General features: G+C 59.5%; 15 protein-coding genes. 8 read left to right on the top strand and 7 right to left on the bottom strand.

The genetic code is table 11. The features are described from left to right. Position 1: 1 nt before the first annotated feature. Positions 2–2,614: an MMPL family transporter gene (locus ASG35_RS23105; RefSeq protein ID WP_056363190.1), complete on the bottom strand. Its 2,613-nt coding sequence runs from the start codon at positions 2,612–2,614 to the stop codon at positions 2–4. A gap of 231 nt (positions 2,615–2,845) precedes the next feature. On the opposite strand from ASG35_RS23105, the gene ASG35_RS31625 reads away from it, so the two are divergent. After that, positions 2,846–3,001, top strand: coding sequence for a hypothetical protein (locus ASG35_RS31625; protein WP_442854858.1), 156 nt, complete (start codon positions 2,846–2,848; stop codon positions 2,999–3,001). A gap of 15 nt (positions 3,002–3,016) precedes the next feature. On the opposite strand, the gene ASG35_RS23115 is transcribed toward ASG35_RS31625, so the two are convergent. Together ASG35_RS23115 and ASG35_RS23120 are read right to left on the bottom strand one after the other, a co-directional pair. Further along, positions 3,017–3,700 carry a Fe2+-dependent dioxygenase gene (locus tag ASG35_RS23115; RefSeq protein ID WP_056363195.1) on the bottom strand — a complete coding sequence of 228 codons (684 nt, stop codon included), beginning with the start codon at positions 3,698–3,700 and terminating at the stop codon, positions 3,017–3,019. Between the two features lie 37 nt (positions 3,701–3,737). Continuing rightward, positions 3,738–5,966: a TonB-dependent siderophore receptor gene (locus ASG35_RS23120; RefSeq protein WP_056363823.1), complete on the bottom strand. Its 2,229-nt coding sequence runs from the start codon at positions 5,964–5,966 to the stop codon at positions 3,738–3,740. Positions 5,967–6,464: 498 nt separating this feature from the next. Here ASG35_RS23120 and ASG35_RS23125 point away from each other — a divergent pair, with 498 nt between their 5' ends. From ASG35_RS23125 to ASG35_RS23150, 6 genes are all read left to right on the top strand, one after another. Beyond that, a complete protein-coding gene (locus tag ASG35_RS23125) occupies positions 6,465–7,361 on the top strand; it encodes an SDR family oxidoreductase (protein WP_056363198.1) in 897 nt (298 codons plus the stop codon). Between the two features lie 22 nt (positions 7,362–7,383). Then, complete coding sequence (locus tag ASG35_RS23130; protein ID WP_056363200.1) at positions 7,384–9,021, top strand: acyl-CoA synthetase; 1,638 nt, start codon at positions 7,384–7,386, stop codon at positions 9,019–9,021. 60 nt (positions 9,022–9,081) lie between these two features. Next, a complete protein-coding gene (locus ASG35_RS23135; protein ID WP_056363202.1) occupies positions 9,082–9,510 on the top strand; it encodes a DUF4174 domain-containing protein in 429 nt (142 codons plus the stop codon). Between the two features lie 126 nt (positions 9,511–9,636). After that, on the top strand, positions 9,637–10,263 hold the full coding sequence (locus tag ASG35_RS23140) for an MlaC/ttg2D family ABC transporter substrate-binding protein (RefSeq protein ID WP_056363205.1): 627 nt from the start codon (positions 9,637–9,639) through the stop codon (positions 10,261–10,263). A gap of 114 nt (positions 10,264–10,377) precedes the next feature. Then, positions 10,378–10,614 carry a type II toxin-antitoxin system Phd/YefM family antitoxin gene (locus tag ASG35_RS23145; RefSeq protein WP_056363207.1) on the top strand — a complete coding sequence of 79 codons (237 nt, stop codon included), beginning with the start codon at positions 10,378–10,380 and terminating at the stop codon, positions 10,612–10,614. After that, complete coding sequence (locus ASG35_RS23150; protein WP_056363211.1) at positions 10,611–11,006, top strand: type II toxin-antitoxin system VapC family toxin; 396 nt, start codon at positions 10,611–10,613, stop codon at positions 11,004–11,006. The genes ASG35_RS23145 and ASG35_RS23150 overlap by 4 nt, the downstream gene beginning before the upstream one ends. A 75-nt stretch (positions 11,007–11,081) precedes the next feature. On the opposite strand, the gene ASG35_RS23155 is transcribed toward ASG35_RS23150, so the two are convergent. The 3 genes from ASG35_RS23155 to ispH form a co-directional block, all read right to left on the bottom strand. Beyond that, on the bottom strand, positions 11,082–11,333 hold the full coding sequence (locus tag ASG35_RS23155) for a hypothetical protein (protein WP_056363215.1): 252 nt from the start codon (positions 11,331–11,333) through the stop codon (positions 11,082–11,084). Positions 11,334–11,507: 174 nt separating this feature from the next. Further along, entirely contained in the window at positions 11,508–12,665 is a 1,158-nt protein-coding gene (gene hpnH / locus ASG35_RS23160; RefSeq protein WP_056363824.1) for an adenosyl-hopene transferase HpnH, read from the bottom strand. 13 nt (positions 12,666–12,678) lie between these two features. Further along, entirely contained in the window at positions 12,679–13,647 is a 969-nt protein-coding gene (gene ispH / locus ASG35_RS23165; RefSeq protein ID WP_056363218.1) for a 4-hydroxy-3-methylbut-2-enyl diphosphate reductase, read from the bottom strand. 800 nt (positions 13,648–14,447) lie between these two features. Between ispH and ASG35_RS23170 the strand changes: the two genes are divergently transcribed. Further along, positions 14,448–15,635 (top strand): glycosyltransferase, encoded by a 1,188-nt coding sequence (locus ASG35_RS23170; protein ID WP_056363221.1) that lies wholly within the window; start codon positions 14,448–14,450, stop codon positions 15,633–15,635. A gap of 55 nt (positions 15,636–15,690) precedes the next feature. Here the strand turns inward: ASG35_RS23170 and ASG35_RS23175 are convergent, their stop codons facing one another. After that, positions 15,691–16,197, bottom strand: coding sequence for a hypothetical protein (locus ASG35_RS23175; RefSeq protein WP_056363223.1), 507 nt, complete (start codon positions 16,195–16,197; stop codon positions 15,691–15,693). Between the last annotated feature and the right edge of the window lie 117 nt (positions 16,198–16,314).

Raw genomic sequence — 16,314 nt, forward strand, 5'->3', positions numbered from 1 at the left:
ATTAAAGAGTGTCGGCACCTTTGCGCTGCACCCGGGGTTTGCCCATTAGAACCGGCTGAAATACCACTGCGCCGATCAACGTCGTAAATAGCGCCAAAACCAGCAGGCGGCCCATGCTCGACGTGCCCGGATGATGCGAGAACCACAAACTGCCGAACGCCGTTGCCGTGGTCGCGGCGCTGAACATCACGGCGTGCGTGAGGCTGGAATGCAGCAAACCGGTCTGCCCGGAGCGCCATGCCATCACGAAATAGATCTTGAACGCCACGCCAATACCCAGCATCAGCGGCAACGCAATGATGTTCGCGAAGTTCAGCGGCATGTCGAACACGACGCACAACTCCAGCGTGACCACGGCGGAAACCAGCAAAGGTATCAAAGTTCTTAAAACATCGCCCACACGACGCAAGGTGATCCAGAGCAGGATCGTGATCGCGATCAGCGACAACACCGCCGCCTGCTCGAAAGCCTTGATGATCGTGTTGGCCGAATGGAGTACCGAAATAGGACCGCCGATGGCATTCGGCTCGGCCTTCTGGACGGCATTGGCGAAGCGGGCGAGCATCTGGTCGTCGTCGCGATTCTTGCCTTCCAGCGCTTTCGGCGATGCCTCCACGAGCGCATGGCCGTCGGCGGCGAGCCAGCCTTCGGTCATCGACTTCGGCAGCGAATCCTGCGTGATGGGCGACGGCTGCAGCAACGCGCGCATCTGGCCGAGCGCGATGCGAAGCGGCGCCGACATGGCATGTTCGGCACGATCGCGCGTGGCGACATTGGCGGCAACGAGCTTTTTCAGCGTCGCGGCGAGGCGTCGCGCTTCGGTTTCGCCGGGGCCCGGGTGTTCGTCGGCGGCGAGCTCCAGCGAGTTCGACAAGCGTTTCAGCGATGCAACCCGCACGGCGTCGTTGGCCGGCTCGGCGACACGCTGATTCAACGCCGGCAGAAGCTGCGCCGCGGCGGCAGAGATCAACGCGAGCTTTTCAGGCTGATCGGCGGGAATCAACGACGACAGCGTCGTCGCGCGTTCGACTTCCGGCAATTTGGCTAGTTTGGCGGCTATTTTGTCCGCTTCCTCGAGCGACGGCGCCAGCACTTTGACGTCGTTCACCGCTGCCTGGGGCGCGTCCTTCAGTGAGATCAGCGTGGCCATCGACTCCGTTTTCGGGTCTTTCAGGTTCAGCGGATTGAAGTCGAAACGCAGATGCATCAAGAGCGGCAGCGCGCCAATCACCACGATCAGCGTGCCGATCAGCACCGGCTTGCGGTTGCGCGCAAGGTATTCATCGACGGGCGCAAGCTTTGGAAACCCCGGCGAACCCGCTTCGCCCGGCGGCCCGAACACCTTGATCAGCGCGGGCAGCAGCGTCATGTTCGTGAAATATGCGACCAGCATGCCCACGCCCGCGATCTGCCCGAGTTCCGACACGCCGCGATACGCGGTCGGCAAAAACGAGAAAAAGCTGGCGGCGGTCGCCGCGGCGGCGAGCGTCAAAGGCACGCCGACGTGCCTCGCGGTGCTGACGAGCGCGACATCGAGCCGGTCGTCCTTGAAGCGTTCCTCGCGATATCGGACGCCGAACTGGATGCCGAAATCCACGCCGAGCCCGACGAACAGCACCATGAACGCGACCGAAATCAGGTTGAGCGCGTGAACCATGAGAAGGCCGAGCGCCGCCGTGATCGCGAGCCCGACGAACAACGTGATGAACACCGCGACGATCATCTTCCCCGAGCGCAGCGCGAGCCAGAGAATCACCAACACGACGATAAACGTCAGGATGCCGTTCAACACGGCGCCATCTTTCAGCGATGCAAATTCTTCATCGGATAACGGTTGTTCGCCCGTAAGCCGCACCACCGCGCCATATTTCTCCGCCAACTTCAGATCGACCGCCGTCGCGCGGATCGCGTTCGAACCGCTCGCGCCGGGCTCCAGCGCGTTGTAGTCGACCACGGGCTGCACGGTGACGAACGCGCGCGCCGGCTGGGTGGCGGAAGTATCGACGAGATTGCGCCACGAGAACACCGCGGGCTGATTGGCGACGACTTTATCGAGCACGTCGGCGCTTTGTCCAAGCAGCTTCGACATCTGGCCGAGCGTCACCTGGCCGAGTTGCAGCGGAATATTCAGGCTGGTGTTGAGCGTACCGGCGAGGCCCGTCAGCGTGGGATCGTGGGCCAGCGCGTTGATCAGCGGGCGCGCCTTGACGAGTTGCTGGGTGGCGTCGGCGACTTTATCGGCGGAAAGATACAGCAGGCCGTTGTGCTCGAAGAAATCGCCGCCCGACGGTTGCGAGACGGCCGTGAACTTCTTCGTGTCCGTGGCTAACGCGGCGGCGAGTGCGTTGGCGGCGGCATCGGCGAATTCAGGCGCTTGTGCTTCGACCACCACGAGCACGGTGGAACCGCGCTGCGGGAACGCGGCGTCGATAGCGTGGCTGCGCGCCGCCCAGTCGGGTTCCGTCTCGATCAGCTGGCTGATGTCGGTGCTGATCTTGAAGTGATGCAGCACGTAATAGCCGCTAAAAATCGCAGCCAGCAGCGACAAAACGATAATCCACGCCGGCCGGCGGATGGACAAGGTAACGAGACGCGCAATAAGAGGCGTGAGCATGAAGACGGATGCCTCGAAGGGCTTGTTCGGTGTTTCGTGTGGAAAAAATGCAGAAGACGCCTTTTCAGGCGACTTTGGGCGACGCGTGAGTATACCGGTCGTAAGGAGCGGACAGCAGGGAAGGGCGCGGGCGGGGCGATTTGCGCGCGTTTCCAATAGATACAACGATTAATGACAATAAGCGGCGGCGGCGTGTATTACCGTCGCGTTCCTGGTGAGAAAGGAGGAAAGATGGAACCTGAGAACGACGAAGCCGTTTCCCGCGAGCAGACCAAACCTGCGCGAGAAGGCTGGGCCGAGGCAAGCAAGGGCATTGCAGAGACTGTCGACGACGCGCTTCTCGTAGGCGAATTTGGAAATCTTATTGACGCGGAACTCTCCTGGTAAAAGCTCCAACCCCGCTCAAGTCTCGCTCCAGATCCTCAGCAGATTGTGATAACACCCGACCAGCGTGCGGCGGGCGGCATCGTCGGCATTCTCGGCGTTCAGCCTTTGAATCGCCGTATCCATATCGAATAGCAAACTGCGCCGCGTGTCGTCGCGAACCAGGCTTTGCGCCCAGAAGAAACTCGCCACCCGCATTCCGCGCGTCACCGGCCGGACCTGATGCAGACTCGTCGCCGGATAAACAATCGCGTATCCCGCCGGCAACTTCACTTCCTGCACGCCGTAGGTATCCTCGATAACCAGTTCGCCGCCGTCGTACTCGTCGGGCGGCGTGAGAAAAACCGTGATCGATACATCCGTGCGCACCCGCGTTCCATGTCCGGGCACGAGACGAATGGCGCCATCGACATGACTGCCGAAGTGCATCCCGCCTTCATACCGGTTGAAAAGCGGCGGATAAACCTTGTTCGGCAACACAGCGCTGATAAACAGCGGGTGCCGCTCGAGCGACGCAATGATCGTGTCGCCGAGTTCGAACGCAATCGGCGCTTCCTGCGCGATCTGCTGATTGCGCTTGACCGGCGCGCCCTGATAGCCGGCGGTTGCGCGGCCGTCTACCCAGGCATCGGAGGCATCGAGCCGCTGGCGCATCGCGGCGGCGTCCCCGGGGCTGAGGACGTCGGGTATCGAAAGAATCATGATTTATATGCAGCGCCGCCGCGCCTGACCAGTGGAATCAATAGAACCGGTAGTTTAGCGTTGCCAGGAACGTGCGGCCGTAACCCGGCACCGCGCGTCCGCCATCCGATGGAATCAACGCATCGTAGTAATGCTTGTTGGTCAGGTTCTGCACGTTCAACTGGATGTCGTAACGCTTCTGGTGATACGCAGCCATCGCGTCCCAACGGGTGTAGGCGGGCACCTTCACGAAGTCGGTGCTGGCTGCATATCGCGACGACGTGTACACCGGTCCGCCGCCGATCGTCCATTGCGGCGTAAAGTCGTAGGTGGTCCAGATAGTGATCATGTTGCGCGGCGTGTTGGCGAGCGTCTTGCCGTTCGTATTGTCCAGCGCCTTCACGACTTCGCCGTCCATATACGTGTAGCCGCCGAACACTTGCCACTTGTTCGTGATGTGGCCGGCCACGCCGAGTTGATAACCGCGCACGCGGACATCGCCGTCGAGCGTGTAGCTGCCGTCGGGCTGGGCCGTGCGGGCATTGGTTTTATCGATATTGAAAAGCGACTGCGTCACCGACAAACCGCCGTTCAGCAAATCCCATTTCGAGCCGATTTCATACGAGCGGTTCGATTCCGGCGGAATGTTCTGCTGGTTGTTCGTGAGCGTCAGCGCTTCCAGCGAAGGGTTGAACGACGTGCCGTACGACACGTAGTACGACTGCCAGTCGGTCGGCTGGAAAATAATCCCGGCGCGCACGCTCGTGAAGAAGTTGGTTTGCGTGCCGTACGAAGGCGCGTTGATGGTGTTCTTGATCGACGCCTCGTACCGGTCCCAGCGCACGCCGCCCACGACCTTCCAGTATTGCCCGATCGAGACCGTATCGTTGGCGTACACGCCGATACCGTTCGCGCTCGATTCCGCCAGGTTGGTCGCGACTTCCTGCGTATTGGCCGGCCGCGTGGTGTATTGCGGATTGAGCAGCGGCACGATTGCGATGGTGTTCGACGGCAATCCCGGCGTGGTCGCGGTGAACGACTGGTTGCTGTAGGTCTCGTGACTCAGGTCGACGCCCGCGATCACTTCATGCTTGAGGAAACCGGTATTGAACTTGTAGTCGATATCGGTCGTGTTGTAGACCGAATGATCGTTGATGTTGCGGTCCTTGCCCTGCAGCCTTACGAACAGCGACGAAAGCGGCAGCGACGTGAAGTTGCCGTTTGCGAGCGCCGGCGAGTTCCCATTCGGCCCGGTCAGCACGGCGGCCGCGTTGGTTGCGCGTGCTTCGGTGCTGTAGTGGCTGAACTGCGTCTGGTTGCGCAGCGTGAGGTCATCGCTGAAACGATGTTTGATACGCGCCGAAACCGTCTGCACGTCCTGCATCGTGCGATCGCCTACGAAACCGTAGAACTGGCTTTTGCTGACCGGCGCCGGCGCGCCGTTCACCGGCGGAATGCCGTAATCGGGCTGATCGCGATTGTGCTGGATCAGCGCGGACAAGGTGATTTCGGTTGGCGTGCCAATACCAAAGGTCGCCGTCGGCGCAAAACCGTAATCCTTGCTTTTCATCACGTCGCGCGTCGAGCCCAGATCCTGGCCGAATGCGTTGAGGCGGATAGCCGACGTGCTGGAGAGCGGCTGGTTGATGTCGAACGTGCCGCGATAACGGTCGTCGGTGCCGATCATCGCGGAAACCGATGCGTGCGCTTTCAGTCCCGCCTGCTTGCTCACCTGGTTGATCACGCCGCCCGTCGAGCCTCGGCCGAAATACAGCGACGACGGGCCGTACAGCACGTCGATGGATTCAAGATCGAACGTATCGCGATAATACTGGCCGCGATCGCGGAAGCCATCGAGGTAAATATCCGTGCGCGCCGAGAACCCGCGCAAGTTGATGTTGTTGCCAATCTGACCGCCTTCCGCCGCGCCGATGGTCACGCCGGGCACGTTGCGAAGGGCATCGGAGAAAGACGTTGCGGCCTGCGATTGCAGCACGGACTTGGGGACGACCACGGCTGCTTGCGGGATATCGCGCAACGCGGTCGGCACCTTTGCGCCGACGCTCGATTTTTCCGGCTGGAAATCATTCGATGTATCCACCTGGCCTGTCACCTTGACGGGCGGCAATGTCGCGTTTTCTGCGGGTGTGACGGCTTCTGGCTGCGCCTGAACGGGCGCCTGGACCTGAGCGCTCGGCGCGGTTTGCGCGTAGGCAAAAAGCGGCGCGGCTGCGGGTACGGCCGCGAAACTCATGATCGCGGCAGCAAGCGGTGTCTTCCTCATTATGTGCATCCCCGGTACTAAATGGTTGATGGCCGCGCGTGACGCGAGCCGTGAATGGAACGTCGCCAACGCGCGACGGTTTATGACGGATCTGGAGCAGACAAGCGGCGGCCGGCCAGCATCTCGCTTGAGCGATAGATGCAACCTAAGCAGGCGATTGTGTAAATGCGAATCGATATCATTACATAAGTAACAATCGTTTTCAATTGAATAAAGTGAACTTCTCAGATGACCGATGGACAAAGGCCCGCGCTGGCGAAAACGTGGTCTTGTCTGGAGAAAGGAAAGGAGCGAGTGGGATGGCGCGCGCTAGGCCTTTGCATTCAAATTTTTGATACCCAGCCGCGGCAGCAAGAGCATTGATAAAAGACGAATCACATTTAATTCTGAGTTACGCTCAACTTTCAGGACGTGTCGATACCAGCTTTACAGGTATCTCCCAACTTGACGTACAGCAGAAATATGAGTTTTACTCAAACGCTCCTACCAGGCGAATCCGACATGCAATCCACACATCGATACCGCTCCGTCTTTCGCCCCGGTCTCTTCGAAAACAAGGTTGTCATGGTCACCGGCGGCGGCAGCGGACTCGGTCGATGCACGGCGCACGAACTGGTATCGCTCGGTGCGTCGGTCGTGCTGATCGGGCGAACGCTCGCAAAACTTGAAGCCGTTCGTGACGAACTCGCCGCGGATTATCCGGAGAGCGCGGGCCGCATCGGCTGCCATGCGTGCGATATCCGCGACGAAACCAGCGTCAAGCAAGTCGTAGCGGCCGCGCTCGCCGACTACAAGCAACTCGATGGCCTTTTCAATTGCGCGGGCGGCCAGTTCCCCGCGCCACTCGACAAGATTTCGCTCAACGGTTGGGACGCCGTCGTGCGCAACAACCTGCATGGCACTTTCCTGATGTCGCGCGAATGCTTCACGCAGTACATGCGCGATCACGGCGGCGCGATCGTCAACATGCTCGCCGATATCTGGGGCGGCATGCCCGGCATGGGCCACTCCGGCGCGGCGCGCGCGGGCGTCTGGAACTTCACTGAAACCGCGGCGTGCGAATGGGGCTATGCCGGCGTGCGCGTGAACGCCGTGGCGCCCGGATGGATTGCATCGGCGGGAATGGACAGCTATGGCGAGCGTTATCGCGCATTGCTGCGCGAGCTCAAACACAAGGTGCCGTTGCAACGATTTGGTACGGAATCCGAACTTGCTGCCGCGGCCGTATTTTTGTTATCCGAGGCGTCGGCGTTTATCAGCGGTTCGGTGATACGTGTCGATGGCGGCGTGCCCAACGCCCGGCATTCGTGGCCATTGGCCGCGTCCGAGCGTACGCTCGAGTTCAATGGTTTTTCGCGCTACCAGCCGCCTTCCGGCCTGCAACAAGCCGACGAATAACCTTTAAATCAAGGAAGAAACAATGCTTCCCGCAGCCGATTCATACGATGCCCTGAACGCCGCGTTCGCGTGGCAAGTGCCCGCGCAATACAACATCGGCGTGGATGTCTGCGACAAATGGGCTGACGGCTCGGGCCGCATTGCGCTCATCTACGAAACGCGCAATGGCGAGCAAACGCGTTTTACCTTCGATGAACTCAAGTCGCTGTCCAATCAATTTGCCAACGCCTTAACGCGCGCAGGGTTGAAACGTGGAGATCGTGTCGGGATCTTCCTGCCGCAATCGCCGGAAACGGCCATCGCGCATTTGGCGATCTACAAAGCCGGTTGCATCGCGGTGCCTTTGTTCGCGCTGTTCGGCGTGGATGCAATCCAGTATCGCCTCGCCGATAGCGGCGCCGCCGCGCTCATCACCGATCACGCGGGCTTCCAGAAGCTCGAGCAGATCCGCGACACGCTGCCGGACCTGAAGGCCGCGTATTACGTGGGCGGAGAGCATGACGAGCACGCGCCTGAATATGCCCACATGTTCTGGGACACTGTGCGCGGGGAAACGGACGCATTCACGCCCGCAGATACCGCCGCCGATGACCCCGCCGCCATCATCTACACGTCCGGTACAACGGGCAAACCCAAGGGCGCATTGCTCGCACATCGCGTGTTGCTGGGTCATTTGCCCGGTGTGGAAATGTCGCAAGGGCTCTTTCCGAAAGACGCAAAGCTGATGTGGACTCCCGCCGACTGGGCGTGGATCGGCGGTTTGTTCGATGTACTTTTGCCATCGTGGCATCACGGCGTTGCGGTGCTCGCGCGCCGTTTCGAAAAATTCGATGGACCCGCCGCGTTCGACCTGATGGCGCGCCACGGCGTCACGCACACGTTCCTGCCGCCGACCGCGCTGAAGATGATGCGCTCGGTCGCGCGTCCCGAGCAGTGGAAGTTGTCGCTGCGCGCGGTAGCGAGCGGCGGGGAATCGCTTGGGGAAGAACTGATCGCCTGGGGACGCGCAGCGCTCGGCGTGACCATCAACGAGTTCTATGGGCAGACGGAATGCAACGTGGTGGTGTCATCGTGCGCGAGCTTGTTCGAGCCGCGACCGGGCGCGATCGGACGTAGCGCGCCGGGACATCGCGTCATAATCGTCGACGATAACGGCACCGAACTCGCGGCGGGAACGCCCGGCAATATCGCGATCGAGTCGCCGGATCCGGTCATGTTCCTGCGCTACTGGAACAACGAGCCGGCCACGCGCGATAAATTCCGCGGCCCGTTTCTGCTCACCGGCGACCTCGGTCTTTGCGATGCCGATGGTTTTATCCGCTTCGTCGGGCGCAATGACGACGTGATCACGAGCGCGGGATATCGCATCGGGCCGGCGCCTATTGAAGATTGCCTGCTGCGCCATCCGGCGGTGAGCATGGCAGCGGTTATCGGCGCGCCCGATGCTGCCCGCACGGAAATCGTGATGGCGTTTATTGTGCTGAACGCGGGTTTTGTCGGCGGGGAAACGCTCGTGAGCGAGCTTCAGCAACACGTGCGGACGCGGCTCGCGGCGCATGAATATCCGCGCGAGATTCGTTTCGTCGATGCACTTCCCATGACGCCAACCGGCAAAGTGATGCGCAAGGAATTGCGTTCGCAGTTGCCCACGGGAACCTGAAGCGCGCGGTCAGCGCGGTTTCGTCGCGCGCCTTAATATGAAGCATCAGGAGGCGCCGCCATGAAACTTTCCCTGTTAGTACCTGTTCTCGCTACAGCTTTTGCAAGCCATTTTGCGTTCGCTGCCACTTCCGTTTCCATCGATCAACATACGTGGCACGATCGCCTGCTCGTGATCTTCGCGGCCGATTCGCAATCGGCGGATCTCGCTGCCCAGCGGGCGGCCGTCGCGGAAACGGGTCCGGGATTCAAGGAGCGCGATCTGGCGCTGGTCGAGGTGATCGGCGACACGGTCAAAGGCGCGAGCGAAAACGCCAGCGCGCTCAGGCAGCGTTTCGGCGTGGGCCAACACGGTTTTCGGGCGTTACTGGTCGGCAAGGATGGCGGCGTCAAGATCGATTCGCCGCGTCCGATCTCGGCGCGGGAATTGATATCGACTATCGATGCAATGCCGATGCGCCGTCAGGAAGCCGGCTCGAAACTTCCATGAACTGTTCACCGATGCGCCGGTCGATATACTGACGCTGCATCGAATCCAGGCTGATACGAAGATCGTCAGGTAGGTGACTTCGCTTCCGGCTGGACATCGCCCTCCAATACTCGAACTCTCGGTCGTATGAAACGCTATTTGCCCGCTCGTATTGCCCTTGTCGCCCTCGCTTTTTCGGCGATGTTTTTTTCCAGCGCGTCGTTCGCGCAAACAAGTCCTGACGCTGTGGTGAAAGGCGCTGTGGAAGGAACGGTCAACGCGATGAAGGCCGATCCGCAAGCGCGTGGCGGCGACATGGCCAAGATCACGCAACTGGTGCAGACGCGCTTCGTCCCGGCGACGGATTTTCAGCGCACCACGCGCATTGCCGTTGGGAAGGCGTGGAGCACGGCGACGCCGGAACAGCAAAAACAGCTTTACGATCAATTTCAGACGCTGCTGGTGCGCACTTACACGTCCTCGCTATCGCAATTACGCGACGAAGACGTGAAGTTCAAGTTCGATTCCCCCACGCTCGATGCAGGCGGCAAGGACGCTGTTGTCCAGTCCCACGTGTATTCGACAGGCGGCGATAATCCGGTGCGGTATCGGCTGGAAAAAACGCCGGACGGCTGGAAGATCTATGACATCGACATGATGGGTGCCTGGCTGATTCAGGTGTATCAGACGCAGTTCGCCGGACAGTTGCAAAAGGGCGGCGTGGACGGCCTGATCAAATTCCTGACCACGCATAACGCACGGACGGCTGAATAAGCGTCCACGAGGTAGACGGAAAAAAGCAGCCGGCGATAGCCGGCTGTTTTTTTTTGCTCACTAAAAGTCATTCACGGCTAAAATGACCATAGACATATGACTAGGGGCATAAATATGCCGAATCGGCAAGTTTCGAAATCGGAATTCAAGGCGAAGGCGCTTGAATATTTCCGCCAGGTTGAATCGTCGGGCGAGAGTTTGATCGTGACTGATCATGGCCGCCCGACGTTAGAGGTGCGTCCTTATAGAGACGATGCACGGGATCCGCTCGATCTTCTTCGCGGTTCGCTTTTACGCTACGAAAATCCGACGGACCCAATCGGGGAAGACGATTGGGAGGCTGCTCAGTGATCGTCCTGGATACGCACACGCTGATCTGGTGGGTAAGCAACGATCCTTCGCTGAGCAAAAAAGCCAAATTGGCTATCGAGCGCGAACGGGCGGGCGGCGAGATAGTCGTGTCCACGATCACCGCCTGGGAAATCGCGATGCTGGTAGAGCGAGAGACGCTCGCGTTCTCAATGGACGTCGAACATTGGCTGGCGCAGGTGCAGCAGATTCCGGGTGTTCGGTTCGAGCCAATCGATGTGGAGATTTCCACGAGGTCCGTCAAACTACCGGGCGAGTTTCACAAAGACCCGGCAGATCGATTGATCGTGGCAACGGCAAGGAAGTTCGGTGCGCCCCTGGTAACAAAAGATTTAAAGATCAGGGCGTACGCGCATGTAAAGACCATCTGGTGAATTCTGCGGTGATGCGTTTTCGCCGGAATCACATGCACGCGAACTTTATGCGCACCAAGTTTCTCTTGAGCGCACTCAGCACTCCGATACGAGCACCATCGCTGCAGAGGAAACATTCTTTGCGGATTTCAACGCTTTCTCCCTGACTGCGATCATGTCTTCAGTGTTGCTCGAATATCGGAACGATGCCGGCAGCAACCGATAATCCGCCGCTACTTGCGCAGCCTTCGTCTCGCTGAAGCCAGATTTGCGCAATGCTTTTGCAAGAAGCAGATAGTCGTCGAGGTCGGCTTTGCCGAGGTTGATCATTACGTTGAAGTCGGCCATAGCGTCCTGCTGGTTTGCCTGAAACACGCGATGCTACACGGGCTCGGCGAAAGCGCGTCTCGAAAACAAGAACGGGTGGAATACGCTGCTCAACGCAACGTTATCCACCCGTCCTTTTGCTCGCCGTTTCAGCAGCCAGTCATCTAGCCGATAAAACACAATCTGCTAAAAAACTCAGGCCGCAGCCGTCGTCGTTTGCTTGCCGCCCTTGTTGGTCTTGGCGCGGCCGATTTCTTCCAGCTTGATCTCGACGTGCTTCGAGAACACGAATTCCGCCGGGCGTTGGTTGTCGACCGGCAAGTCCTTCGCATAGGCGCCTTCGGTGCGCGGACCACGCAATGCGACGCGTGCTGCCTTCAGCGGATGCGCAACCGTGTCCATCACGGCGGTCGCTTCGAAGCCACAATGCACCATGCAGTCGGCGCATTTTTCGTATTTGCCCGTGCCGTACTTGTCCCACTCGGTGGTTTCCATCAGTTCCTTGAAGGTCTTTACATAACCTTCGCCGAGCAGATAACACGGACGCTGCCAGCCGAAGACGGTGCGAGCCGGGTTGCCCCAGGGCGTGCATTCGTACGTCTGGTTGCCGGCCAGGAAGTCGAGGAACATGCTCGACTGGCTGAAGGACCAGCGCTTGCCGTTGTCGCCACGCTTGAAGATGTCGCGGAACAACGTCTTCGTTTTTTCGCGATTCAGGAAGTGTTGCTGGTCCGGCGCACGTTCGTACGCATAACCCGGCGAAACCGTGATGCCGTCCACGCCCATGGGTCCGAGCGTATCGAAGAAATTCGCCACGCGTTCCGGATCGGCGTCGTTGAACAGCGTGCAGTTGATGTTCACGCGGAAACCGCGGCGCTTTGCTTCCTTGATGGCCGCAACTGCCTTGTCGTACACGCCGTCTTGCGACACCGAATGGTCATGCGCCTGCTTGTCGCCGTCGAGATGAACCGACCAGACGAAATACGGATTCGGCTCGTAGTCGTCCATCTTCTTTTCCATCAACAGCGCATTCGTACACAAATACACGAACTTCTTGCGCGCGATGATGCCCTTCACGATCTGCGGCATTTCCTTGTGCAGCAGCGGTTCACCGCCGGCGATAGAGACCACTGGCGCGCCGCATTCATCGACGGCGGCGAGGCAGTCTTCCATGGAAATACGCTGATTCAGGATGGGATCCGGATAGTCGATCTTGCCGCAGCCATTACAGGCCAGGTTGCAGCGAAACAGCGGTTCGAGCATCAACGCGAGCGGATAACGCTTGTTGCGCATAAAATGCTGGCGCGCGATATATGCGCCAACCCGGACTTTTTGCAGCATCGGAATAGACAATTGCGTGTGCTCCTTAATCTTCGCGAAGGGCGGTGGCGGAAGCCGTTGCCACTGCAAGCGGCTTCGTCAACTTCGCGGGGAGTTTGAATTCAACTTTTTCTTCGCGGCCGGACATTGTCGTTACCTCGACAGGACCCAGCGCGCGCAGTGCATCAATAACGTGTTTGACCATTTCTTCCGGCGCCGACGCGCCAGCCGTGATGCCGACCGCCTGCGCATCCGCAAACCATTCGGCCTTCACTTCCGAACCATCCGCTACCAGGTAACTCGGCACACCGGTTTCGGCGCCGATCTCACACAGGCGGTTCGAGTTCGAACTATTCGTGGCGCCGACCACCAGCAACACGTCCACTTGCGTGCTGAGTTCGCGCACCGCAGCCTGGCGATTTTGCGTGGCGTAGCAAATGTCACGCGTGTCCGGCCCGACGATGTCGCTGAAACGCCGGTGCAGCGCGTCGATAATGCCGCGTGTATCGTCCACGGACAATGTGGTTTGCGTGACATACGCAACGGGTTCGTCAGCCGGCAGCGAGAGCGTGGCGACTTCGGCTTCGCTCTGCACCAATACCACGGTGCCCGGAATCTGCCCGATCGTGCCTTCCACTTCGGGATGGCCGGCGTGACCGATCAGGATCAGCGTACGACCCTGCGCAACGTATTGCCGACCTTGTACGTGAACCTTGGTGACGAGCGGGCAGGTAGCATCGAGAACATCGAGCCCACGTGCTTGTGCGTCCGCTTCCACTGTTTGCGCCACGCCGTGCGCGCTGAAAATGGCGACGGCGCCGTGCGGCACTTCATCGAGTTCCTCGACGAAACGCGCACCCTTGCTACGCAGATTGTCGACGACATGCCGATTGTGAACGATCTCATGACGCACGTAGACGGGCGCGCCATGTCGTTCTAACGCACGATCGACAATCTCGATCGCACGGACCACGCCCGCACAAAAGCCGCGGGGTTGAGCAAGGATAATACGCATATTCGGGCGAACTCCGACTGGCGCGGGTTTCGAATGGAACCGGCTAAGCTTCGATCAAATCCGGTCGATTTGTTGTAAGCAAAATTAAAGCTTCTCCGAAAAGCTTCACGAAACAATTGCCTGATGACAGATCATTCGTTTCAACTTTAAGGCCGAACTTGACCGCGTATTCTAACGCGTTCGCTTTTTGGATGCTTGTCACGCGGTCGTTTCCACTTCGCACGGCAGGGTCGATTTTTTTCGTGCTCGGGGATGTCGTAAACTCATGGCCGCTGGATTTGCATGGAAGGTGCGAAACATTACATGGCGAACCATCGAATCAATTGCGCAAATAATCGCGGTAAATCCAGCGTTAAATAGGCGTATAGACGACGCATTGGCGTTGCAATAGCGAGCGGCCAGACACAAGCCGACGGCGTGGCGACGATGCTAAATCGCACGCGAGTGACTGATTTGTATCGTTTTTTCGATTTGCGATGGCTGAATTATCCGTCGCCGGTCGTTGCGTCCAGCCAACAAAATTTACATCGATGAAAGCGGCGAACCGCGCGTGCTCGCTTTTTCGAACAAATTAAACGTGCGCAAGCGTTTCATATTGGCGCGTTAGCCGAACGGTATATCGACACGAAGCGCTGCGACGATGCATGCTTGGTGCTCGGCTTCGAAGCCCGCAGGCAACCCTTTCACCGAGCCTGCATAAGCGTTTGAGCGTACAGTTGCGCCCTGCCGAAGCGGTCCGCCGTGCACCGGTGGTATTGCCTTTATCCAACCCGTACTGAACTTGTAGAACCGAACTGACGATGCTCCTGATTGCCTGGTTGTCCCTTCTCATCTGGATTGTCCTGCTGTTCGCCCGCGGCGGTTTCTGGCGTGCCCAGGCCATCGAGCGGTTGAGCGAAAGCACCGTTCACGCCGTTGGACAGGCCGAAATCGCACGTCGTGGCGCGTGGCCCGCAGTGGTCGCGGTCGTGCCGGCGCGTAACGAAGCCGATGTAATCGGCCGCGCAGTCGCTTCTTTGCTCGCGCAGGACTATGCGGGCTCGTTTCATCTGATTGTTGTCGATGACCATAGTACCGACGGCACTGCGGACGTCGCGCAAGCCGCAGCACGTGACTTGGGCTTGGAAGACCGCTTGACGGTGCTGACCGCTGCGCCTTTGCCTGCCGGCTGGTCGGGCAAGGTGTGGGCGCAATCGCAGGGGATTGGCGCTATCGACAAATTGGGTTTGCCGGCCGACTACCTGTTGCTTACCGACGCCGATATCCAGCATCCTGCCAACGCCGCGTCGCAGCTTGTTGCACGCGCAATCCTGGAAGACCGCGATCTCGTTTCGCTGATGGTGCGCCTGCGCTGCGATTCCACGTGGGAAAAGGCATTGATCCCGGCGTTCGTGTTTTTCTTCGCCAAGCTGTACCCGTTTTCGTGGGTCAACAACGTGCAAAGCCGCACGGCGGGCGCGGCGGGCGGCTGCATGATGGTCCGGCGCTCGGCGCTGGTGGAAGCGGGTGGAATCGAATCGATACGCGGCGAGCTTATCGATGACTGCAGCCTCGCTTCGCGCATCAAGTTTCGCAATGGCGTGAACGCGGCACGCCCTATCCGTCTGGATCTTGCCGCCGACAGCGAATCGCTGCGTCCCTACGACGACTGGCGCGAGGTCTGGAACATGATCGCGCGTACGGCGTTCACGCAGCTTCGTTACTCGGCGCTTTTGCTCGTGGGCACGTTGATTGGCATGTGTGTGATTTATCTTGCGCCGCCCATCGTTGCGCTTTCGTTGGGTGCAAAGGGTTGGCCGGCGTGGCTTGCGTGGATTGCGATGTGCTGCGCGTACGCGCCAATGTTGCGTTATTACCGTCGCTCGATCTTGTGGGCGCCGTTGCTGCCGTTGGTCGCGCTGTTTTATGTCAGCGCGACGGTGGGATCGGCGGTGCGGTTCTGGAGCGGGAAAGGCGGGCAGTGGAAAGCACGCGTCCAGGCGCCGTAAGAAGCTGAATCGCGTAGGCCCGGTGCAAACGACCGCGGCCCGCGAACTCTGGCACTTACCGCTGGGTCAGCATGGCGTACAGCTCGATCACCATATCGGGCGAAAACGAGAACGGCACCCAGCCGTGGCCGGTATGGCGCAGCACCAGCAAACGGTCGCCATTCGGATATCGCTGCGTGGCCATCACGGGGTTTTTTGTCGCGACATAACGCCATCCGGGTGGCAATTCTTTTGGCTGATCGACGGTCATTGAAGCGCGCGCGTTCGAGAGTTCCTCGATCAGTTGCGACACGCCTTCCGGACTCAACGCCACGGACTTCCCGCCGATATTCATCTCGATTACGTTCTGCTCGGGGCGCGAGACGTTCAGCGTGGGTTTTGCATCGGGCGCGGGCGCGGGATCAGCCACTGCGGCCACCGCGTCCGCAGCGGAATCGGCCGCGGAATCGGCCACGGAGCCAGCTTCAGGAGCAACAGAAACGGAAGGAGACGGGGAAGCAGCGGCCAGAATCAGTTCATCGAGGCTTGATTCCAGCGCGCCGAGCTGGTCGGTTAAATTCATGCGGTGTATGCCTTTTCTTGCCTGCATCGAACGTGCGATTTTAACCGCTGCGTTCTCTGCGGCGCGCCACGTGTTGTAACAAAATGCGTGTTGGTGCGCTTGAAACGCAACGTATGC

Origin of the sequence: Burkholderia sp. Leaf177 (assembly GCF_001424345.1) — a bacterium.
GTDB lineage: Bacteria > Pseudomonadota > Gammaproteobacteria > Burkholderiales > Burkholderiaceae > Caballeronia.